The following is a 20,687-nucleotide window of genomic DNA, read 5'->3' as shown; positions in this document are numbered from 1 at the left end:
ATTTTTTATTTTTATAATTTTTCATTCACAGCGATATAATTATACATATAAATTAAGCAATTTTATAAACAAAATTTAAATAAAAAAAATAAATATTTATAAATAAAAATTTTGTCAAATTTAAAAAAAGAAAAATATTGAATTATTTTTTTGATTAAAAGTTTTAAATCATTTTTTAATAATGAAAATGAAATAATTTTTATATACAAAAATTAATTTTTGTCTATCACATTTCTTTAAAAAGCAAGTAAATCCCCAGTTTATAATTGATATGTTCTTCTTTGCTTAATATTTAAATAAATAGTATTTAATTTATTGTAAAATAAATTAATTTTACTTAATAATGAATTAACTAAATTAACAACTATTTTTTTAATAAAATATTTATAATATAAATATATATTTATATTTCTTGAAGGAGCAAAAAAAATGTTTGTCGGAAGAACCTAAGAATTATTAGAATTAGAAAATTTAATAGCTACTCCAAAATTTGAATTTGGTTTAATTTATGGAAGACGTCAAGTAGGAAAAACTAGTCTTTTACAAAAAATTATTAAAAAATATCAAGGTTTTTATTTTATGGCTGATAGAACTAGTGTTCTTGCTAATTGTAAAAGATTAAGTTTAGAAATAACTCAATATTTACAAGAACCCCCTATTATTTTCGAAAATTTTTATGACTTATTTCATTTTATAATTAGAAGAATAGGACAAAAAAAATTGTTTTTGTGATTGATGAATTTTCTTATTTAGTAGATAAAAATTTAGATTTTCTAACTATTTTACAAAATATTGTGGATAATATGTTAAAAAACAGTCAAATGAAATTATTTATTTCTGGTAGTCATATGAGTTTGATGGAACAAATGGATAATTATTCACAAGGTCTTTATAGAAGAATTAATTATAAAAAAAAATTACAACCTTTTTTTTATGATCAAGCAGCTTTATTTTATCCTAAAATGAAATATTTAGATAGAATCAAATTATATAGTATTTTTGGAGGATTACCTTATTATTTAACTCGAATTGATGATTCTAAAAGTATTAAAGATAATATTCTAAATATAGCTTTGCCGGAAATGGATTTCACAGAAAACGAAATTTATAATAATTTATTACAAGAAATTAGGATGCCAGCCCCTTATTTAGAGATTTTAGATGTGTTGGCTGATAAAAAAGAAGTTAAATTAACTACGATTAATAAGAAAATAGAAAAAAGTTCAGCGCATACTTCTATTCTTTTGAAAAAGTTGTTAAATTTAGAAATTATATATAAAGTAATTTGTTTCGGTGAAAAGGAAAATTCTAAAAAAACTTTTTATCGTATTCAAGATCCTTTTATTAGATTTTATTATCGTTTTATTAAAAAATATTATCGCCAGAAATATTATTTCCAAAATAAAGAAGATTTTTATAATCAAATCATCGCTCCTGATTTAGAACATTTTGTTTCTTGGGAATTCGAAAATATTTGTAAACATTTTTTAATTCAAAAATATCATGGAGAAGTTTCGCGATTTTTATATTAAAATAAAGGTCAAAATATCGAAATCGATTTATTTTGTCGAACTAAAGACGGTATTAAAGCATTTGAATGTAAATGGATTGATAGAATGATAGACTCTAGAACTATTTATCAATTAGAAGATAAATTAAAAAAAATTAAAAATTTTTCTATTCAACAGATAGGTTTTTTTGTGAAAAATGATTTTGATTCAAACTTAATGAAAGACTATTTAATTTTTAAACCTCATGATCTTTATGAATTTTGAATTGAACTAAATTTTAAAATTAGTTTCAATATGAAATAATTAAACTAATTTAATGATGTTTTTAATTAATATTCGAAATTTAATAAAATTCATTTTATAAAAATATAATAAGTAATTATGTGAATATAAATTTTAAGTTTTAAAGAATAATTTTAAGAACAAAAATGTATTAAAAAAGATAGCATAGCTTTATGTTTTAAAACATAAAAAGATCTCTAATTTACTTTAGAGATCTTTTTGATTTATTTCAAGAGTTTTATTTTTTTTCGCTAATTCTTTTTGTTTTTCAGCATAAAAAATACTAATAATAAAATACTTATGACGATTAACAGTTTGATTAAAATTTTTTTCTAAAAAAGGAAAAATACCTAAGAATTTAAAAATTTTTAAATAAAAACACCATACGCACCCAAAATCATCTAAAAAATGATATATAACAAATGGAATAAAAACAATTAAAATCAAATAAAATAAAAATGTAATAATATAACTAAAACTATGATCTGTATAAAAAAACTCCAATATCCATGTAAAAACTAATGATAAAAAACAAAAAAGCCGAAATTTTCCTAAAAAAGTTCTGTTATTTCAAGTCATATATTTATAATGGTGTGTTCTTAAAAACGGAACTTTAAAAAGTCTTAATTTATTCTAAAAAAATATTTTTAGAAATTCAAATTGTTTATTAATTATTTTTCTAATAACATAGAAATAATTTTTTTAACAACAAAATTTTTTAAATTTATTTTTTTAGAAATTCAAATTAATTTACTAATTGATTTTATATTAACATAAAAATAATTTTTTTAACAACAAAATTAATTTAAAAATCTTGTCAAGGGTTTTAAGAAAAAAAATATAAAAAAATAAAGCCTCAAAAAGAGGCTAAAAAATATTTTTGATAAAAAAGGACTTGACAAAGAAAAAAAATTTTATAAAATTAAAGCGAAACTTTTTTAAAAAGAAAAGAAAGAAAAAAGAAAAGAACCAAAAGAAAAAAGAAAGAAAAGAATATAATTATATATTATGCGGACAAGCTTTCAATTGGATTCCCATAATAGCTGAAAGAGTAATTATAATCCGTTAAGCCCAATCTGTTAAAATCATATCCAGCATTTTTTAAATCTTTTGTTTTATAATTATTGTTTTTAAAATCCTTTATAGAATAACCAGATGTTTGTAAAGCTTCTGTTTTATATCCAGCATTATATATAGCTTTCAAATCATATCCTTTTTTTGTTAAATATGTTAAATCATATCCAGCATCTTTTAAAGTTTTCAAATCATATCCAGCTTCTTGTATTTGTTTAAGTTTATAATCAGCATTCATTATTTCATTAAGTGTAAATCCAGCTTTTTTTAATTCAGCAGCAGTAAAGCCAGCTTCTTTTAAAGCAACAATTTTCTTATTGTTTAAATCATGACCGCCAAAGCCTGAATCTAAAAACGCTTTTAAATCAAAACCACTGTCTTTTATTTCTTTCATAGGGAAACCAATATGTCTCAATTCCCAAGGAGTATAACTATCTTCTTTAAAAGATAATAAGGTTTTGCTTTCGGATTTTAAAACTTTACCTTTATTAATTTTCATTTCTAATTTATATAAATTTAATTCAGTTTTTCCCGAAGCTTCAATTAAAGCTTTTTCTAAATGTTTATCATCCATCAAATAAGCTTTTTCTTTAAAAGCATACATAGACGCATTATCTAAAATTTGAATCATTTGGCGTTGTGATTGATGTTTTGGATGATGATTTAAAGCAGAAGCCATTAATTCTATTATTGGAGCAGTTTTTAAATTATTCGTTTTCGGATATTTCTTAGCAACAATAAATTTTAAAAATTGTAATCTTGCTTCTTCATCTAAATAATCAACTCTTAAATAGATAATTAATACGGTTTTTAATCGCTTCATTAATTTTGTCATAATGATTAGTCACTCTAATAAAGAAAATAGGTGTATCAGAATTATTTTTTACTGATGTTAACTCTTCTTTAAAAGCATTAACAACATTGATTATTTCTACGGATTCCTGAACGGTATCCATTTCAGCCAAGGCCATTTCACATTCATCAATAAAGACAATACAAGGTGCTAATTCTCTCGCTTTCTTAAATAATTCTCTTGCTTTTTGGACTGTATCACCACGATAATGAGAGCTGAAAGAAGAACCCCCAACTTGAATGAAAGGAAAATTAGTTTCTTCCGCTAAACCTTGGGCCAAAACTGTTTTCCCAGTCTCAGGTTCTCCATATAATAAAACTCCAGTCGGCGCTTTAAAACCGTATTCTTTCGCTTTTTGTGGATTAGTTAAAAAATCTTTAAATCTAGTTAAAGTTTCTTTTTCTTTTTCCATGCCAAATAATTGTTGTAAATTTAAAAGTTGTTGATTATTAGAACTATCATAAATCTCTAATTCTAATAAGGGTCTCGCCTCTTCTTGTTGTTTTGTTAATTTAGCTTTTTCAAATCTAAAATTTCTTGATGTGTTTTTAAACCTTCTTGATGTTCTTTATAATCATATATACGAATGATTAAAGTAAGATATACCAGCGATTAAACTAGATGCCCCTAACAAAACCATAATCGCTATAAAACCTGTGCAATGTCCGATACATTAAAACAAGAAAAAAAACAAGTACATACTCCCGAAGAAAACGAGAATTTGAACAAAAAATGATATTTGTAATAGTGTAAACAGTTCAATTAGTTTTATCACAAATATTTTCAAATCTACATAAATACAATATAAATACATTTTGTTAATTTTCAAAGAATATAAACTAAAAAAGTCAAATTGTTTATTTTTTGTTAATAAGCAATTTGACTTTTTTAGTTGATTTAATCAACTTTTTTAATTAAAATATTTAATTTGTAGGACACTGTATTCTTTTTATTTTGTTGAATACTTTTTAACTTTTTTCTACTAATTCTCTAATAAAGAGGGAAAATATCTTTTGAAAATAACGAAAACTAACAAAAGTTTAGAAAACTTTTTAAAATAAAATTATATTTTTTTAGTTTCAAAAGATATGTGAATTATCAACTTAATTTTAATTTTTTAAAGAATATTGTATAGTTAAAAATTGTTTTTCAAAAAGAAACATTTAAAAAATTAAAAATTTTAATTTTTTAAATGTTATATAATATATTATGTATAAATAATATTTTTTTATTTTTCTTATCTCTGGTTATAATTTATTATTAGAAATGTTTTTTTGGATAATAAATTATCTTTACGCTCAACACATCTTATTTCGCAAAGGAAATTAAATATTGAATATAGGACTTCAACTCAGAAATTTAAGATTAAATCGAAAAATAACTCAAAAAGAACTAGCTAATAAAATTAATGTCACGAGTGGATATATTTCACAAATCGAAAATAATTTGATTTCTCCTTCTTTAAAAATTTTATTTGCTTTATTTAAAATTTTTAAAATATCAGCTTCAGATTTTTTTCAACAGAAACAAAATATAGAATTAATTCATAAAAAAGATGATTTTTTAGCTGTCAAAGAACCAAGTTTAAAAAATACTAGTTATTATCTTTTTCCTTCTATAAATAGATATCAAATAGAACCCATTATGATTGAGATTGAATCTAAAGGTCAAACAGCTATTGGTAACAATTCAAAAGAAGATGTTTTTGGTTTTGTTATTGAAGGCGACATTGTCTTAATTTTAAATAAGTTCAGATATTTCTTAAAAAAAGGAGATGCTTTTTATTTATCAACAGATAAGAAATATTATTTATTAAATCAGAGTGAAGATATAGCAAAAATATTAAAAATCATTTCATTTGCGAAATGAAAAAAAGGAGTTTTATTTAAATGAAAAAAATCATTATTGCTGGTAATTGGAAAATGAATAAATGCAAAGATTCAGCTTTAAATTTTATTTATCAAATTAATAATAAAATGCCTGATAGAAAAAAAGTAGAGACTATTATCTTCCCACAAACAACTTTATTATATACATTGACGCAGATAGAAGGTAAAAATTTACGTATCGGAGCTCAAAATGTTTTTTATAAAAACGAAGGAGCTTATACAGGAGAAGTTTCACCTAAAAATATTCATTCTTTAGGTATTAAATACTCTTTGGTTGGACATTACGAAAGGAGAACTCTTTTTGGCGAAACAGAACAAGAAGTAAAATTAAAACTTGTAGCTCTTTTAAATATGAATATTTATCCTATTCTTTGTATAGGGGAAGATAATTCGGTGAAACAAGCCAATAAGACGCAAAGTTTTTTAGATGATCAGTTAACAACTATTTTACAAGATATTTCACACGATTGTATATCTAAAATAATATTAGCTTACGAACCTTTTTGGGCAATCGGTTCAGGTAAAAGCCTTCAACCCGAAGAAGCTAACGAAATTATTAAAAATATTCGTAAAAAAATAACTTCATTGTTTTCTCAAGAAATAGCTGATCAAATAAGAATTATTTATGGTGGTTCTATTAATATGGATAATATAGAGGTTATTTTAAAACAAAAAGAAATTGATGGAGTTTTAATAGGGAATAGTTCTTTACAAGTTGAAAATTTTTTGTCTTTTGCTGAAATAGGATTAAAGATATACAATTATAAATATCTTAAAAATTTAGAATAATTTTAATAAATTTAAATAAAAGAAAGTTTTTAAAAAGAGATGGAAAGACACAAATGGTTAAATAATTTAAATAAAGAACAAATAGATGTTATTACTTCAAACGAACAAAATATTTATCTTCAGGCTGGTGCTGGAACAGGTAAAACAACTACTTTAACAACAAAAATTATTCATTTTATAAATGAGTTGAATATAAAAGGTAATCGTATTTTAGCGGTTACTTTTACTAATAATGCAGCTCAAGAAATGAAAGAACGTTTAAAAAAAATGATTCCTTCTTATGATTTAGATTGTTTGATGATTTCTACTTTTCATGCTTTTGGTTATTCTTTTCTAAAAAAACATATTCATCAATTAAATTCTAATTTTAATTCTTTGTTCGATATTATTGATGAACAAAAAAGTAAAAAAATTATCAAAGAACAAATAAATGTTTTAAACTTAGATAAAAACAAATATAATGTTCCCAAATTACAAAAAAAAATTTTGAAAATGAAAAACGACCAGTTTACAACAAGATTACGAAATGAATTAATGTCTGAGGATACATATTTTAATATAAATAAAAATTTAAATTTTTATTATAAAAAAGAAGAAGAACAAATTTTTTCTCTTTATAATGATTATTTGAAAAAAAATAATTTGTTAGATTTTGATGATTTAATTATTTATACTTGTCAATTATTACAAAATAATTTATCTTTAGCTTCTACTTATCGAAACAAATTTTCTCATATTTTTGTAGATGAGTTTCAAGATATTGATTTAATACAATACCAAATCATTAAAATAATAGGAATGGATAATTTTGTTTTTGTAGTAGGCGATCCAAACCAAACTATATATAGTTTTAGAGGTTCAGATGCTATTTGTAATGAATTATTTGTGAAAGATTTTAAAGCTAAAATATTTTATTTAAAACAAAATTATCGTTCAACTCAAAAAATTTTAGATAAAGCTAATCTTTTAATCCAACATAATTATAATGAGCAGAATAATCATTTTAGAAATGATCTTCAAAGTACTTCTTCTTCTGGTGAAAAAGTTGTTTATAAAAGTTTTATGAATTCTAAACAAGAAGCTAAATTTATTTCAAATAAAATTATAGATTTAGTAAAAAGTCAAAAATATAATTATAAAGATATAGCTGTTTTGTATAGGGTAAATATGCTGTCTGCAGAAATTGAAAATAGTTTTCTTATCCATAATATTCCTTATATTATTAAAAGTTCCATGCCTTTATATCAAAAAAAAGAAATTAAAGATTTTATATCTTATTTAAAAGTATTTCTTTTTAATAAAAATGATTTTGATTTTAAAAGAATTATAAATGTTCCACAACGCCAAATAGGAAAAAAAACAATAATAAAATTAGAACAAATAGCTGCTCAAAATAATATTTCTTTATTTGAAGCTTTGGATTATATATCAGACGATGATAATATTAAAACAAAAATCGAGAATTTGAAAAAAATTTTTCAAAAACTTTTAGATTTTTTTAATGATGAACAAAAATGTAATTTATCTAATGTTATCGATGGTATCGATGAAATACTTCAATATTCTAATCTTTTAGATAAAAAGAAAGATAATAATAATAAAGAGAAGATTAAAGATAAATTAACTTATTTACAAAAAATTTTTATCGAAGAAGATAAAAAGAAAAAAGAAGGTACTTTTTTAGAAAAACTAAGTTTGTTATTAAATGAAATAACTTTATATAATGAAAAATCAAGTGATGATAATAAATCACAAGTTCTTTTATCTTCTATTCATAAAGTTAAAGGTTTAGAATTTAAAATTATTTTTTCTATAGGTTGGGAATCGAATATCTTTCATAATGATAATCTTGTAGAAGATGATATATTGGATAAATATCAAGAAGAAAGACGTATTGCTTATGTGGCGATAACAAGAGCAAAAGAATTATTATATCTAACGAGCGCTAAAACAAGATTTTATTCCAGTGGAAAAATAATTAGTAAACCAGTGTCTTTTGTACAAGAAATGAAATTGATTTCTGAAAATTTTGTTTCAACTGATGAGAAAATTTTTATAAAAAGGAAATGGGATAAACAAATTTTAAAAAATAAACCTATAAACAAAGAATTATATAAAGTTGGTGATAAAATTATGCATAATATTTTTGGTAAAGGTTCAATTCTTTCTATTAATGAAGATATTTTAACTATTGTTTTCTCAAAACCTTATGGAATCAAAAAGATTCTTATGAATCATTGTTCTTGGAAGAAAATTTAATATTTATTTGTTTAAGTTATTAAATAATTTATAAATAATTTAATTGTTTTATTTTTATTTTTTATTGGGTATATTTATATCTTGTATTAATATTAATAAGAAAAAAATATCAAAAATTTTATTTATTCATTGATTATTTATTTTTTATTAAAAAATTTATAATATTTATTTTATATGATTTGAACTTAAATTATGTTAAAATTATTTATGTGTAATTATGAAAATCTATATATGTGTTTTTAAATTATATTTAAATAAGTAAACATAATAATATTATTTTTTATTTATTAAAAGGAAATTTTGTAATTATTAAATATTTTTTATTAGTAATTTCTTTATTTTTTTTTAATAATATAATTAATTTTTATGTTATAAATTTTATTATTATAGTAAGATTAGGCCCGTTGGAGAAACGGTTAACTCACATGCCTTTCACGCATGCATTCACGGGTTCGAATCCCGTACGGGTCACCAAATGAAGTATATAAATAGATTAAATAATATTTTCACAAACACCCATAGCTTAATTGGATAGAGCATCTGACTACGGATCAGAAGGTTAGGGGTTCGACTCCTCTTGGGTGTGCCATTATTTTTATAATTAATGAAAACGGGAAGTAGCTTAGCTTGGTATAGCGCCTGGTTTGGGACCAGGAGGTCGCGGGTTCAAATCCTGCCTTCCCGACCACTATATAAAATAAGCGAATGTCGTATAATGGCTATTACCTTAGCCTTCCAAGCTAAAGATGTGGGTTCGATTCCCATCATTCGCTCCATTAATTTTTAAGAAAATATTTTTTTTATTAAAAATATACAATTCAAATAAATTAAATATTATTTTTTTATTTGAATTGTATATTTTGTTTTTGATTTTAGTTAAATAAATATAATTGACATTTAAATGTTATTATTATATAATAATACTATATATTTGGATAATTTGCTTTCATTTTGATAAGTATTAATTATTTAGTTTTTGCATTATATAAATGATATCGAAATTATTAATTTTAAATTTTTCAATAAAATAGTTTTAGATTGTCTTAAGTAGAAAGTGTTGTATATATCCATGATGGATGCTGTAAATCAAAGAGAAAAAATAAAATCTGAAAATAAAACTTTTTCTGTTAATAAAAAACAAGTAGTTCAAAAGTGGTTTTTGATAGATGTTAAAGATAAAGTGTTAGGTAGATGTGCTACTAAAATTGCTAGTATTTTAAAAGGAAAATCCAAAATAAATTATACTCCGCATATTGATAATGGTGATTATGTAGCTGTTATTAATGCTTCTAAAGTTAAATTAACAGGCGACAAATGGAAAAAGAAGATTTATTATAGACATTCAGGTTATCCAGGTGGTTTATCTAAAATAAATGCCACTGAAATGATGAAAAAATTTCCTATTCGTGTTGTTGAAAAAGCTGTTTTTGGGATGTTACCGCATACTAAATTAGGGAATCAGATGCGTAAAAAATTATTTGTTTATCCTAATGAATCTCATAGACATGAATCACAAAAACCACAAATTTTAGAGGTTTAATATTAAAATGAATAAAAATAAGTATTTTGGTCTAGGAAGACGAAAAAGTTCAGTTGCAAGGGTTATATTAGTTTCAGGAACAGGTGTTATTCAAATAAATAAAAAAGATTTGAATGATTATATTTCTTCGAAAGAAATTCGTGTTGAAACTCTTATACCTTTATCATTGACTCAAAATTTAAACAAATATGATGTTATTGCAAATGTTTATGGTGGCGGTAAATCATCACAAGCAGGAGCTATTAGGTTAGGTATTTCTAGATCTTTATTAGAAGCAGAACCAGGATCTAGAGCTATTTTAAAAAAAGCTAAATTATTAACGAGAGATTCGCGTTGTGTAGAACGTAAAAAATATGGTTTAAGAAAAGCTCGTCGCGCTCCTCAATTTTCTAAACGTTAATTTTTATATATATTTTAAAACAAGTCTCAAAGAGTCTATTTGATATATTCAAAAGACTCTTTTTGTTGTTGTTAATTATATATATTTATTGTTTATATAATATGGATATTATTTATTTTGAAGGATATGCTGCTATAAATTATGAAAGATATAAGAGTACGTTATGCTCCAAGTCCTACTGGTTTTTTACATATCGGTAATGCTAGGACTGCTTTGTTTAATTATTTATTTGCTCGTCATTATAAAGGTAAATTTATTATCAGAATAGAAGATACTGATTTAGCGCGTAATTTATCTCAAAGTGAAGCAACTCAATTAGAACAATTAAAATGGTTAGGTCTACAATGGGATGAAGGCCCAGATATAAATGGTGCTTTTGGACCTTATAGACAATCTGAAAGATTATCTATTTATCAAAAATATATTCAAATCTTATTAGATAAAAAATTAGCTTATAAAGAATATCAAAATGATAGTCATAAATTTGTAGTTCGTTTTAAAGTTCCAGCAAAAGTTGTGTACGAATTTAATGATGTAATAAGAGGTAAATTGCGATTCGAAAGTTCTCAAATAGAAGATTGGATTATAATGAAAGAAAATGGTTTCCCTACTTATAATTTCGCTGTTGCTATTGATGATCATTTAATGCGAATATCTCATATTTTAAGAGGTGAAGAGCATATCACGAATACACCCAAACAAATAATGATTTACAAATCTTTTGATTGGGATATTCCTATTTTTATTCATATGTCTTTGATTTTAAATAAAAATAAAAAAAAGTTAAGTAAAAGAGATCTTGATGTAGTTCAGTTTATTGAAAAATATATTGATTTAGGTTATTGTTCAAATGCTTTGTTTAATTTTTTATCTCTTTTAGGATTGGCTCCTAACACCAATAAAACTATTCTTTCATCAGAAGAAATTATTTCTTTGTTTGACGAACATAAACTTGTTAAAGCACCTGCTATATTTGATGAACAAAAATTATTTTTTATTAATCATAAATATTTAAACAAAATACCTTTAAAAGAGTTAGTCGAGATAACTGGAACGTTTTTCCAAAGAGCAAATATATGTTTAGAATATGAATATTTAATTAAAATAGTTCTTTTATTTAAAGATAGAGTTAATTATATTCAAGAAATAGTCGATTTATATTTAGAATTTTTCGTGAAAAAAGAAGAATTAGATAATAAAATATTATCTTTTATAAAAGATAATAAATTGTTTTCGGAAATTCAAATTTTACAAAATTTATTTTTACAATTAGAAGATTTTAAATCATCTTGTATCGAAAAAGCAATCAAAGAATTTAGTAAACAAACTAATTTAAAAGCTAAACAACTTTTTTTAGCTGTAAGAATTTCTTGCACTGGAAAATTACATGGTCCTAATTTATTTATTTATTTAGAATTATTAGGGAAAGAACGAATTATAGAAAATATTAATAAAATATTAAGTTTATTAACTTAATAAATAATTTTATTATAAATATCCAAGGAATAAAAAAAAGATGTTATGTTGAAAATTTATAATTCTTTAACTGCTAAAAAAGACAGATTTTATTCTTTAAAACAAAAAGAAATTAATATTTATGTTTGTGGTCCCACAGTTTATGATCATTTACATATAGGAAATATAAGGAATTTAATTTTTTTTGATTTTGTAAAAAAATATTTTTCTTCTTTAGGAAAGAAAGTACGTTTAATAGTTAATATTACTGATATTGATGATAAAATTATTCAAAAAGCATTAGATAGTCAACTTTCAGAAACACAAATATCTAAAACATATATTGATTATTTTTTAAATTTATTATCTAAATTAGAAATTCAAACATTTGATGAAATGCCTTTAGTAACTAATTATATTCCTGAAATTATTTCTTATATAAAGCAATTAATGGATAAAGGATATACTTATACTACAAAAGAAGGAATTTATTTTCAAACTAACTTGGTTCCTCATTATAATTTATTAAGTTTCCAAAATTTAACTCAATTAAAAAAAAACGTTAGAAAAAAATTAGATATTCAGAAAAAAAATACAAAAGATTTTGTTTTGTGGAAAAAAACTAAAATCGGAATTCAATATGAAAGTCCTTGGTTTCCTGGGAGACCAGGATGGCATACTGAATGTGTTGTAATGATTAAAAATATTTTTGATAATACCATAGATATTCATGGCGGCGGCATTGATTTAAAATTCCCGCATCATGCGAATGAACAAGCTCAATTTTGGGCCACAGAACAAAAAAAATTAGCTAATTTTTTTATGCATTTAGGGCATGTTGATTATAACAAAACTAAAATGAGTAAATCTTTAGGCAATTGTATTTTAACAAAAGATTTATTAAAAAAATTTCATTCTAATGTTATTAAAATGTTTTTTTTAACTTATCATTATTTACAACCTATTCATTATAGCGATGAAATAATGGCAAATATTGAATCTAAATATAACAAAATGATTTATATTTTAAATAAAAATAATTTTAAGTTATTTTTGAATAGAATTCATAATCAAGATGTTGACCCCGTTTATATTCGTAAATTTAATTCTTTAATTTCAAATGATTTTGATACTCCCAATGTTTTGACTTTGATTGAAGAAATATTGAAGAAAATAAATAAAGCTGTTGAATTAGAAAATTTATCTCAATTACAAAAAACATTAATAAAAATATTCCAAAATTTAAGCATCGATATTCATTTAAAAAAGATTACAGTTGAAAATATTAAAATTTATAATTTATGGCTAGAATCAAAAAACAAAAAAGATTTTGCGGAATCTGATCGTTTGAGAAATATTTTAACAAAAGAAATGTTAATTTAATAAAAAATATTTTGTAAATATTAATATAAATTAAAACAATTTTTATTTTATTTTATAAATAATTATAATAAAATTATATATAATTGATAATATGAATGATAAAAAGATAAAAATAGAAAAAAATAATCCCGCATTTAAAATAAAAGGTTTAACGTCTGAAGAAGTAAAATACAAAATAAAAAATAAACAAAATAATGTAATTACTTGTAACATTAATAAAAGTTTTTTAAGTATTTTTTTAACTAATATTTTTAGTTTTTTTAATTTTTTATTGTTTATAGTTGTTTGTATTATTATTTATATACGAAGATTTGATCAATTGTTTTTTTTAGTAATTAATATGTTTAATTTATCTATTAATATTTTTCAAGAAATTAAAGCTAAAATAACTTTAGATAAAATTTCTATATTAAAATTAAATTATACAAAAGTTATTAGAGATGGAGTTTTGATAGAAACACCCATCGATAATATTGTCTTGAATGATATTCTTTTTGTAGAATTAGGGACACAAATTACTGCTGATGCTAAAATTCAAAAAGGGATTTTAGAAGTTGATGAATCTCTTTTGACAGGTGAATCCAAATCTATTGTAAAAAAAGAAGGAGATATTTTATATTCGGGGAGTTATGTTGTCAGTGGTAGTGCTTACGCAGAAGTTTTTTGTGTAGGTTCCGAAATGTATATTTCTAAATTAACTAAAGAAGCTAAAAAATATAAAAAAATTGAAACACCTTTATTAAAAAGTTTATATTTATTAGTTTGTTTCGTGTGTTTTTTATCTATTCCTACAATTTTAACTTTATGTTTATTTCCAAAGCAAATTGATTTAGATGATACAGAATCTGTTTTAAAAATATGTGGTTGTATTATAGCTATGATACCTTCTGGATTATTTTTATTAACAAGTACTACTTTATTTATAGGTTTTATTAAATTAGCTAAACAGAATGCTTATGTAAAAGATCTTTTTGGGATTGAAATGTTATCTCAAATAGATGTTTTATGTTTGGATAAAACAGGAACTATTACAACAGGCGAAATGACAGTAAAACAAGTTATAACATATCCAAATTTTAATTTATTTTCTGATAATTTAATAGCTACAATTATTAATGCTTTTCCTGATAATAATCCAACACAAAAAGCATTATATGCAAAGTTTTGTACTTCTAAATTACTTAAAAATGCCGAAAAACAAAATTACACAATTTTAAATACTAAACCGTTTTCTAGTATTAATAAATATAGTGCAGTAGAAATAGATACAAAGGGAACATTTGTTTTAGGCGCACCTGAATTTATTTTAAAACAAAAATTTAACCAAATTCAAAAAGATTTTCAACAACAAGTTCAATCAGGATTTAGAGTTTTACTTTTGGCACAAACAGATGATTTATTAGAAAATATTAATGATAATACCGATTATAAAATTATATGTTTGATTGCTTTAGAAGAACAAATAAAAGAAGATACTTTAGAAACTGTCAATTATTTTACTCAAAATGGTATTAATGTCAAAATTATTTCAGGAGATAATACAGATACAGTAAATTGTATTGCTAAAAAATTAAAAATTATTAAATCATCTCAAGAATCGATTAATTTAGTTAATTTAGATGATGAAGCTTTAATAAATGCATCTTCTAAATACAATGTGTTTGGCAGAGCTACTCCAAAACAAAAACAAATTATTATTCAAAATTTAAGAAAACAAAATTATAATATAGCAATGATAGGTGATGGTGTTAATGATATTTTAGCTTTTAAAGAATCCAATGTATCTATTGCTATGGCATCAGGTAATGAAGCAAGCAAAAATGCTGCTAATTTGATTTTACTCGATTCACAATTTAGTTCCTTACCTAAAGTAGTTACTGAAGGAAGACGAGTTGTTAACAATTTAAAAAAAATTTCTGTTTTATTTTTATCAAAAACCGTTACATCCTTTTTCTTAGCAATTGCTACTATATTTTGTAATTTAATTTTTTATTTTGTTCAAAAGGAAAATCAAATACATGTTAAATTCCCATTAAACCCTTTACAATTTAATTTAATTGATATTTTTTTTATTGGTGTGCCTTCTTTTTTTCTAGCATTAGAAATGAATAATAAAAAAACAAGTAAATATTTTTTTAAAATTGTTTTGCCGAAAGCTTGTGCTTATTCTTCTTTAATACTTTTATTTTATATTTTTTTATTATTCAAATTTGATCTTAATATTCACAATAGCAACGATATAGATAAAGATATATCCACATTAATTAATTTATTTAGTGCTTTTATCTTTTTTATTCTTTTGATACATAATTGTATCCCTTTTAATAAATGGAAAAAAATATTAATTTTTTCAGTTTTATTTGGTTTTATGAGTGCTTTTTTACTTAAATATAATATAAATGAATTAAAAATATTAGTTAAAAGCATTTTTTAAATTTATATTAAAATAGAATTACTTGTTCAAGTATCCCAACAAATTATTTAAACCTTTTTTAAAAGTGAATCTATATTTATTATTAGTCAGCTAATGTTTATAAATATAAATTATACTCATAAATATATTTATAAAAATCAAAAACGATTTTTTTAAATGTTAATAATATAGATAAAAAAATGATACATAATGAATAGCTATTTAACAAATTATGCTTTGTAATTATTACATAATTTATATAATTTTGGACTCCTGAATGAAAGAATATGATATTATAATAAATGATAGAAGAAAGTTGCGGATCAATTACTATCCCGAAATTTTTTGAAAGAATAACTAATTGCACGGAAAGGACCCGAAATAGTTTTAAGTATATTAAATGTAATTATTAAAAATCGCTTTTATTTAATAGTAAGGTAGTTCAAGATTCTTAAAGAAGGTTTTATAGAATGATAGTTTATGGTAAAAATGTAATTACAGAAGTTATTAAAAATAAAAGACCTATTTATAAATTATATATAAATCATAAAATGAAAGATTTAATGTTTTTGAATTTTTTAAATCAAAATAATATTAAATATCAATTTGTAGATAAACATCAATTGAATGAAAAATCTAAAAGTTTTGAACATCAAGGGGTAGTTGCAGAAGTTAAAAATTATGTTTATCAAGATTTATCTTTTTTTTTGAAATCTAATGAATTTAAATTCGATTCATTTAATAAATTTTTGATTTTAGATGAAATCCATGATCCACATAATTTTGGAGCTATTTTGAGAACTATGGAAACAACTAATTTCAAAGGAATTATTGTATCTAAAAAACATCAAGTTTTTTTAAACGGTGCAGTAGCTAAAGCTTCTAGCGGAGCATTAGAATATGTTAATATTTTTTTAGTAGATAATTTATATAAAACCATTATAAATTTACAAAAAGAAAATATTTTTATTATCGGTTCCGATTCAAATGCTAAATTAACTTTAGCAGAAATAGATAAAAATCATTCTTTAGCTGTTATTTTAGGGAACGAAGGCAAAGGCATACGCCCTTTATTAAAAAAGAATTGTGATTTTTTAGTTAAGATACCTATGCAAGGACATATAAATTCATTGAATGTAAGTGTAGCTGCTGCTTTATTTATGTATACATTACAAAATTAAAATTTAAGATATTTATTTTGTTATGTTATAATGTTATAATATTTAAAATTTGTTTTTAGTTTTTATAATTAATATTTACAGAAAGATAAATGTTTAAAGGTGATAATGAAAAAAAATATATTAATTTGTGAACAATGCTTGAATCGTAATTATCATATTAATGCACATAATCGCAATAAAAGTTTATGTTTAAAAAAATATTGTCCTTATTGCAACAAACATGTTTTGCATGAAGAATCAAAGTAAAAAGAAAGCAAAATTATTTATGTTATTAAAAACAACACCAGAAAAAGAAAAAATTAATCCTTTGTTAGATATTATTCGAAAAGAATATAGATTAAAGAATATTTTTTTTGTTATTTGTTCTGTATTTGTATTTGGTTTAGTTAGGACTTTGTGTTCTAATCAAGTTATAAAAGAACCAAAAATATTATATGGTTTAAATATTTTTTGTTATTTTATTTTTATTATCGGAATCTATCCTTTTTTTAAAAAAATTATAAAAGAAGTTGGTTTTATTATTTATCCTTCTTTTAAAGAAATTATAAATCAAATAATAAAGGTTGTTTTATTTGTTATCGTTTTAATATTTACGATTTATTTTTTTAAAGTTTTATATTCTAAAATCAACCCTCTAAAGTTTGATATTGTACATAAAGTTTGATATTGTGCAATAAACCCTCCTTTCTTACTTTATTAAAATTTATATAAGAAAAAATGAATGTTAAATGAAAAAAAAAGAATATATAAATCATAAAGAATCTTTAGATGAAACTTTGCAATCTAATATTGAACCTAAATGGTATATTATCCAAACTTATTCAGGTTATGAAAATTCTGTTAAAGAGGATTTATTAAAACTGGTTAATAGTAGCGGTTCTCAAATGTCTCATTTAATATTCGAAGTTATTTGTCCTAAAGAAAAATATGTTAAAATTAAAGCTGATGGTACTAAACAAGAAAAAGAAAGAAAAATGTTTTCGGGTTATGTTTTTATTAAAATGATTTTAAATGATTATTCTTGGTTTATAGTTAATAATTTACCAAAAGTTACTAATTTTTTAGGTTCTTCTAAAGGAAGTAATTCTATGCCAGTTCCTTTGCATGATAGCGAAATAAACCCTATTTTAATTAAAACAGGGTTTATTGAGAAGCCAAGTTATGATCATTTAATTAATAAAAAAGTAGAAATTATTAATGGTTCTTTTGCAGGCAAAAGAGGATTAGTTTCTTTTATAGATGATACTAAAAATTTGATGATAGTAGAAATTGATTTATTCGGCAGAAATACTCCGATAGAAATTTCTTTGTCTTCTTTTAAAGAAATTATGTAATAATGTTTTAGTATATTACAAATATTTTATGTTATAATTTAAAAGAATTATCTTTTTGTATTTTCTTTAATATTTTTTATAGAAATTTTAAAGAATGTATAAAATAATTATAAATTAAATAAAAAATTTAATAAATTCATCTAAATGAGGTTTTTAATTGCTACAATGGCTAAAATAACAAAAAAAGTTGTGAAAACTATTGAATTACAAATTCCTGCTGCTAAAGCTAATCCCGCACCGCCAGTAGGACCAGCTTTAGGTCAAGCGCAAGTGAATATACCTTTGTTTTGTTCTCGATTTAATGAAGAGACTAAAGATAAAATAGGATTCATACTTCCTATTAAAATTCATGTTTATGAGGATAGAACTTTTGATTTTTTCGTTAAGTCTCCTTTATCCAGCGACCTTTTAAAAAAAGCTGCTAATATCCAAAAGGGTTCATCTAATTCTAAAAAAGATAAAGTAGCTACTTTAACAAATCAACAAATAGAAACGATTGCTAAAGAAAAATCTGCTGATTTAAATTCTTATGAATTAGAGCAGGCTTGTAAGATAATAAAAGGAACTGCTGCTAGTATGGGTATCGTAGTAATTGATTAATTTTTAGAAAGAATTAATTTTTTTAATGAAGTGTTTAGATTATGAAAAGAAGTAAAAAATATTTAAATGTTAGTAAATTGATAGATTTTAATAAATCTTATCCAATTGAAGAAGTTTTTCAATTAATAAAAAAAACTCAAATAACTAAATTTGATTCTACTGTAGAATGTAATTTATCTTTAAAATTAGATCCTAAGAAAGCAGATCATAATTTAAAGGGGTCTTTGGTTTTGCCTCATGGTAGCGGTAAAAAATTCAAAATTGCTGTAATTGCTGAAGGTGCTAAAATGAAAGAAGCCGAAGATGCTGGTGCTGATTATGTTGGGAATCAAGATTTAATTGATCGTATTTCTCAAAATTGGTTAGAATTTGATGTTTTAATAACTACTAAAGATATGATGCCTTTAGTATCGAAATTAGGAAGCATTTTAGGACCTCGCCGTTTAATGCCTAATTTAAAATTAGGAACTGTAACAGATAATGTTTTTCAATTAGTTCAAGATATTAAAAAAGGAAGAATAGAATATAGAATAGATAAAAACGGAAATTTACATACTATTTTAGGGAAATCATCTTTTAAAGAAGAATATTTATTAGATAATTTTAAGTTTTTTTATGAACATTTATTATCTATTAAACCTAAAACAGTTAAAAGTAATTTTATTAAATCTATAACTGTTTCTTCCACGATGTCACCAGGTATTAAAGTTGAATTTAAATCCATTTAAAAATAAAGAATAATAAGGATTATTATTGTTATGACAAATCAGACTATTATTGAACAAAAAAAAGAAGATGTAGAAATATTAATTCAAAATATTACAAAGTCTGACTTAGTTGTTTTGTTCGAATATCAAGGATCAAAAGTAAGCGATTTAACTGAATTACGTATTGAGTTAAGAAAAATTAATAGTAGAATTCAAATATTTCCTAATAATATACTTAAAAGAGCTTTTAGTTCGATTAATTATAATGAATTAGTTACTTCATCTAAATATTCTAAAGCTTTATTATTTAGTTCAAAAGATTCTATCACCCCTATTAAAGTTTTGTGTGAATTCGCTAAACAAAACGAAAATTTGAAAATTTGCAAAGGTATTATGGGCAATAAAATATGTTCTTATGAACATATTAACGAGTTAGCTGTTTTACCTTCGAAAGAACATTTGTTAGCTATGTTATCATCAAGTATGATGTTTTCTTTAAAAACATTAACAATTGCTTTGAATATGTTGGTTAATAAATAATATTTATAATAAAATTATTTGTTTTAAAAATTGAATTGATAGAGAGAAATTTTAAATGGCTAAATTAACTAAAGAGGCTTTTGTAGAAGCTTTAAAAAGTATGACTTTGTTAGAAATTAAAGAATTGGTAGATGGTATAAAAGAAGAATTTGGTGTTGATCCTTCTAGTGTTATGGTTGCCTCCGGTAGTAACGCTGATAATGCAAATGAACAACCAGAAAAAACTAAATTTACAGTTATTATGAAAAGTTTAGGAAGCGCTAATAAAGTTGCAATTATTAAAACAATTCGCCAAATAACTAATTTAGGAATATTAGAAGCTAAAAAATTAGCAGAAAATACAGAAGGACCTGTTATAAAACAAGATATTAATAAAGCAGAAGCCGAAGATATAAAGAAAACATTGGAAGAATTAGGAGCTACTGTCGAGTTAAAATAATTTTGCGTAATTTAAGTATTTTTTTTGTTTAAAACCTA

General features: G+C 22.7%; 21 protein-coding genes and 4 tRNA genes. 23 read left to right on the top strand and 2 right to left on the bottom strand.

Annotated elements, in window-relative coordinates; translation table 11 throughout:
- The first annotated feature begins 579 nt into the window (after positions 1 to 579).
- From AADV48_RS02255 to AADV48_RS02245, 3 genes are all read left to right on the top strand, one after another.
- Entirely contained in the window at positions 580 to 732 is a 153-nt protein-coding gene (locus tag AADV48_RS02255) for a hypothetical protein (RefSeq protein WP_341266451.1), read from the top strand.
- On the top strand, positions 729 to 1,532 hold the full coding sequence (locus AADV48_RS02250; RefSeq protein WP_341266450.1) for an ATP-binding protein: 804 nt from the start codon (positions 729 to 731) through the stop codon (positions 1,530 to 1,532). Before AADV48_RS02255 ends, AADV48_RS02250 begins: the two co-directional genes overlap by 4 nt.
- Positions 1,533 to 1,616: 84 nt before the next feature.
- Positions 1,617 to 1,775 (top strand): hypothetical protein, encoded by a 159-nt coding sequence (locus AADV48_RS02245; RefSeq protein WP_341266449.1) that lies wholly within the window; start codon positions 1,617 to 1,619, stop codon positions 1,773 to 1,775.
- A 1,024-nt stretch (positions 1,776 to 2,799) separates the two neighbouring features.
- Here the strand turns inward: AADV48_RS02245 and AADV48_RS02240 are convergent.
- Both AADV48_RS02240 and AADV48_RS02235 read right to left on the bottom strand, forming a co-directional pair.
- Positions 2,800 to 3,690, bottom strand: a complete 891-nt coding sequence (locus tag AADV48_RS02240; RefSeq protein WP_341266448.1) for a hypothetical protein — start codon at positions 3,688 to 3,690, stop codon at positions 2,800 to 2,802.
- Entirely contained in the window at positions 3,647 to 4,132 is a 486-nt protein-coding gene (locus tag AADV48_RS02235) for an ATP-binding protein (protein ID WP_341266447.1), read from the bottom strand. The genes AADV48_RS02240 and AADV48_RS02235 overlap by 44 nt, the downstream gene beginning before the upstream one ends.
- A 920-nt stretch (positions 4,133 to 5,052) precedes the next feature.
- On the opposite strand from AADV48_RS02235, the gene AADV48_RS02230 reads away from it, so the two are divergent.
- The 20 genes from AADV48_RS02230 to rplL all read left to right on the top strand — a co-directional run bounded on the left by AADV48_RS02230 (position 5,053) and on the right by rplL (position 20,649).
- Positions 5,053 to 5,589: a helix-turn-helix domain-containing protein gene (locus tag AADV48_RS02230; RefSeq protein ID WP_341266446.1), complete on the top strand. Its 537-nt coding sequence runs from the start codon at positions 5,053 to 5,055 to the stop codon at positions 5,587 to 5,589.
- A 20-nt stretch (positions 5,590 to 5,609) separates the two neighbouring features.
- Entirely contained in the window at positions 5,610 to 6,398 is a 789-nt protein-coding gene (gene tpiA / locus AADV48_RS02225; protein ID WP_341266445.1) for a triose-phosphate isomerase, read from the top strand.
- A 39-nt stretch (positions 6,399 to 6,437) separates the two neighbouring features.
- Positions 6,438 to 8,657 (top strand): ATP-dependent helicase, encoded by a 2,220-nt coding sequence (locus tag AADV48_RS02220; protein ID WP_341266444.1) that lies wholly within the window; start codon positions 6,438 to 6,440, stop codon positions 8,655 to 8,657.
- Positions 8,658 to 9,055: 398 nt separating this feature from the next.
- A tRNA-Glu gene (locus tag AADV48_RS02215) sits at positions 9,056 to 9,131 on the top strand.
- 38 nt (positions 9,132 to 9,169) lie between these two features.
- Positions 9,170 to 9,246: transfer RNA gene (locus tag AADV48_RS02210), tRNA-Arg, on the top strand.
- A 22-nt stretch (positions 9,247 to 9,268) separates the two neighbouring features.
- Positions 9,269 to 9,345: transfer RNA gene (locus tag AADV48_RS02205), tRNA-Pro, on the top strand.
- Between the two features lie 13 nt (positions 9,346 to 9,358).
- A tRNA-Gly gene (locus AADV48_RS02200) sits at positions 9,359 to 9,433 on the top strand.
- 296 nt (positions 9,434 to 9,729) lie between these two features.
- On the top strand, positions 9,730 to 10,197 hold the full coding sequence (gene rplM / locus AADV48_RS02195; RefSeq protein ID WP_341266847.1) for a 50S ribosomal protein L13: 468 nt from the start codon (positions 9,730 to 9,732) through the stop codon (positions 10,195 to 10,197).
- Positions 10,198 to 10,204: 7 nt separating this feature from the next.
- The gene (gene rpsI, locus AADV48_RS02190) at positions 10,205 to 10,597 is read left to right on the top strand and encodes a 30S ribosomal protein S9 (RefSeq protein WP_341266443.1); all 393 of its coding nucleotides are present in this window, start codon (positions 10,205 to 10,207) and stop codon (positions 10,595 to 10,597) included.
- Positions 10,598 to 10,738: 141 nt separating this feature from the next.
- Positions 10,739 to 12,073 carry a glutamate--tRNA ligase gene (gene gltX, locus AADV48_RS02185; RefSeq protein WP_341266442.1) on the top strand — a complete coding sequence of 445 codons (1,335 nt, stop codon included), beginning with the start codon at positions 10,739 to 10,741 and terminating at the stop codon, positions 12,071 to 12,073.
- Positions 12,074 to 12,118: 45 nt separating this feature from the next.
- Positions 12,119 to 13,435, top strand: a complete 1,317-nt coding sequence (gene cysS, locus AADV48_RS02180; RefSeq protein WP_341266441.1) for a cysteine--tRNA ligase — start codon at positions 12,119 to 12,121, stop codon at positions 13,433 to 13,435.
- A gap of 91 nt (positions 13,436 to 13,526) precedes the next feature.
- Entirely contained in the window at positions 13,527 to 15,869 is a 2,343-nt protein-coding gene (locus tag AADV48_RS02175; RefSeq protein WP_341266440.1) for an HAD-IC family P-type ATPase, read from the top strand.
- A 449-nt stretch (positions 15,870 to 16,318) separates the two neighbouring features.
- Entirely contained in the window at positions 16,319 to 17,029 is a 711-nt protein-coding gene (gene rlmB, locus AADV48_RS02170; protein WP_341266439.1) for a 23S rRNA (guanosine(2251)-2'-O)-methyltransferase RlmB, read from the top strand.
- A gap of 105 nt (positions 17,030 to 17,134) precedes the next feature.
- Entirely contained in the window at positions 17,135 to 17,275 is a 141-nt protein-coding gene (gene rpmG, locus AADV48_RS02165; RefSeq protein ID WP_341266438.1) for a 50S ribosomal protein L33, read from the top strand.
- Between the two features lie 19 nt (positions 17,276 to 17,294).
- Positions 17,295 to 17,693 (top strand): hypothetical protein, encoded by a 399-nt coding sequence (locus AADV48_RS02160; protein WP_341266437.1) that lies wholly within the window; start codon positions 17,295 to 17,297, stop codon positions 17,691 to 17,693.
- 64 nt (positions 17,694 to 17,757) lie between these two features.
- On the top strand, positions 17,758 to 18,363 hold the full coding sequence (nusG, locus tag AADV48_RS02155; protein ID WP_341266436.1) for a transcription termination/antitermination protein NusG: 606 nt from the start codon (positions 17,758 to 17,760) through the stop codon (positions 18,361 to 18,363).
- A gap of 174 nt (positions 18,364 to 18,537) precedes the next feature.
- Complete coding sequence (gene rplK, locus AADV48_RS02150) at positions 18,538 to 18,963, top strand: 50S ribosomal protein L11 (protein ID WP_341266846.1); 426 nt, start codon at positions 18,538 to 18,540, stop codon at positions 18,961 to 18,963.
- A 41-nt stretch (positions 18,964 to 19,004) separates the two neighbouring features.
- Positions 19,005 to 19,691, top strand: a complete 687-nt coding sequence (gene rplA / locus AADV48_RS02145; protein ID WP_341266435.1) for a 50S ribosomal protein L1 — start codon at positions 19,005 to 19,007, stop codon at positions 19,689 to 19,691.
- 30 nt (positions 19,692 to 19,721) lie between these two features.
- Positions 19,722 to 20,210, top strand: a complete 489-nt coding sequence (gene rplJ, locus AADV48_RS02140; protein ID WP_341266434.1) for a 50S ribosomal protein L10 — start codon at positions 19,722 to 19,724, stop codon at positions 20,208 to 20,210.
- A 55-nt stretch (positions 20,211 to 20,265) separates the two neighbouring features.
- On the top strand, positions 20,266 to 20,649 hold the full coding sequence (rplL, locus tag AADV48_RS02135; RefSeq protein WP_341266433.1) for a 50S ribosomal protein L7/L12: 384 nt from the start codon (positions 20,266 to 20,268) through the stop codon (positions 20,647 to 20,649).
- Positions 20,650 to 20,687 lie beyond the last annotated feature (38 nt).

Origin of the sequence: Candidatus Phytoplasma fraxini (assembly GCF_038024965.1) — a bacterium.
GTDB lineage: Bacteria > Bacillota_I > Bacilli_A > Acholeplasmatales > Acholeplasmataceae > Phytoplasma > Phytoplasma fraxini.
The sequence above is the reverse complement of the archived record's forward strand: the minus strand, read 5'-3'. Positions and strand labels throughout refer to the sequence as shown.

Coding starts and splice junctions, on each gene's coding strand:
- tpiA (WP_341266445.1), top strand. CDS start 5,610: ATGAAAAAAATCATTATTGCTGGTAATTGGAAAATGAATAAATGCAAA.
- rplL (WP_341266433.1), top strand. CDS start 20,266: ATGGCTAAATTAACTAAAGAGGCTTTTGTAGAAGCTTTAAAAAGTATG.
- AADV48_RS02220 (WP_341266444.1), top strand. CDS start 6,438: ATGGAAAGACACAAATGGTTAAATAATTTAAATAAAGAACAAATAGAT.
- rplJ (WP_341266434.1), top strand. CDS start 19,722: ATGACAAATCAGACTATTATTGAACAAAAAAAAGAAGATGTAGAAATA.
- rplM (WP_341266847.1), top strand. CDS start 9,730: ATGGATGCTGTAAATCAAAGAGAAAAAATAAAATCTGAAAATAAAACT.
- gltX (WP_341266442.1), top strand. CDS start 10,739: ATGAAAGATATAAGAGTACGTTATGCTCCAAGTCCTACTGGTTTTTTA.
- nusG (WP_341266436.1), top strand. CDS start 17,758: ATGAAAAAAAAAGAATATATAAATCATAAAGAATCTTTAGATGAAACT.
- AADV48_RS02255 (WP_341266451.1), top strand. CDS start 580: ATGGCTGATAGAACTAGTGTTCTTGCTAATTGTAAAAGATTAAGTTTA.
- cysS (WP_341266441.1), top strand. CDS start 12,119: ATGTTGAAAATTTATAATTCTTTAACTGCTAAAAAAGACAGATTTTAT.
- AADV48_RS02240 (WP_341266448.1), bottom strand. CDS start 3,690: ATGAAGCGATTAAAAACCGTATTAATTATCTATTTAAGAGTTGATTAT.
- rplA (WP_341266435.1), top strand. CDS start 19,005: ATGAAAAGAAGTAAAAAATATTTAAATGTTAGTAAATTGATAGATTTT.
- AADV48_RS02160 (WP_341266437.1), top strand. CDS start 17,295: ATGTTATTAAAAACAACACCAGAAAAAGAAAAAATTAATCCTTTGTTA.
- rpmG (WP_341266438.1), top strand. CDS start 17,135: ATGAAAAAAAATATATTAATTTGTGAACAATGCTTGAATCGTAATTAT.
- rpsI (WP_341266443.1), top strand. CDS start 10,205: ATGAATAAAAATAAGTATTTTGGTCTAGGAAGACGAAAAAGTTCAGTT.
- AADV48_RS02245 (WP_341266449.1), top strand. CDS start 1,617: ATGATAGACTCTAGAACTATTTATCAATTAGAAGATAAATTAAAAAAA.
- AADV48_RS02175 (WP_341266440.1), top strand. CDS start 13,527: ATGAATGATAAAAAGATAAAAATAGAAAAAAATAATCCCGCATTTAAA.
- rlmB (WP_341266439.1), top strand. CDS start 16,319: ATGATAGTTTATGGTAAAAATGTAATTACAGAAGTTATTAAAAATAAA.
- AADV48_RS02235 (WP_341266447.1), bottom strand. CDS start 4,132: ATGGAAAAAGAAAAAGAAACTTTAACTAGATTTAAAGATTTTTTAACT.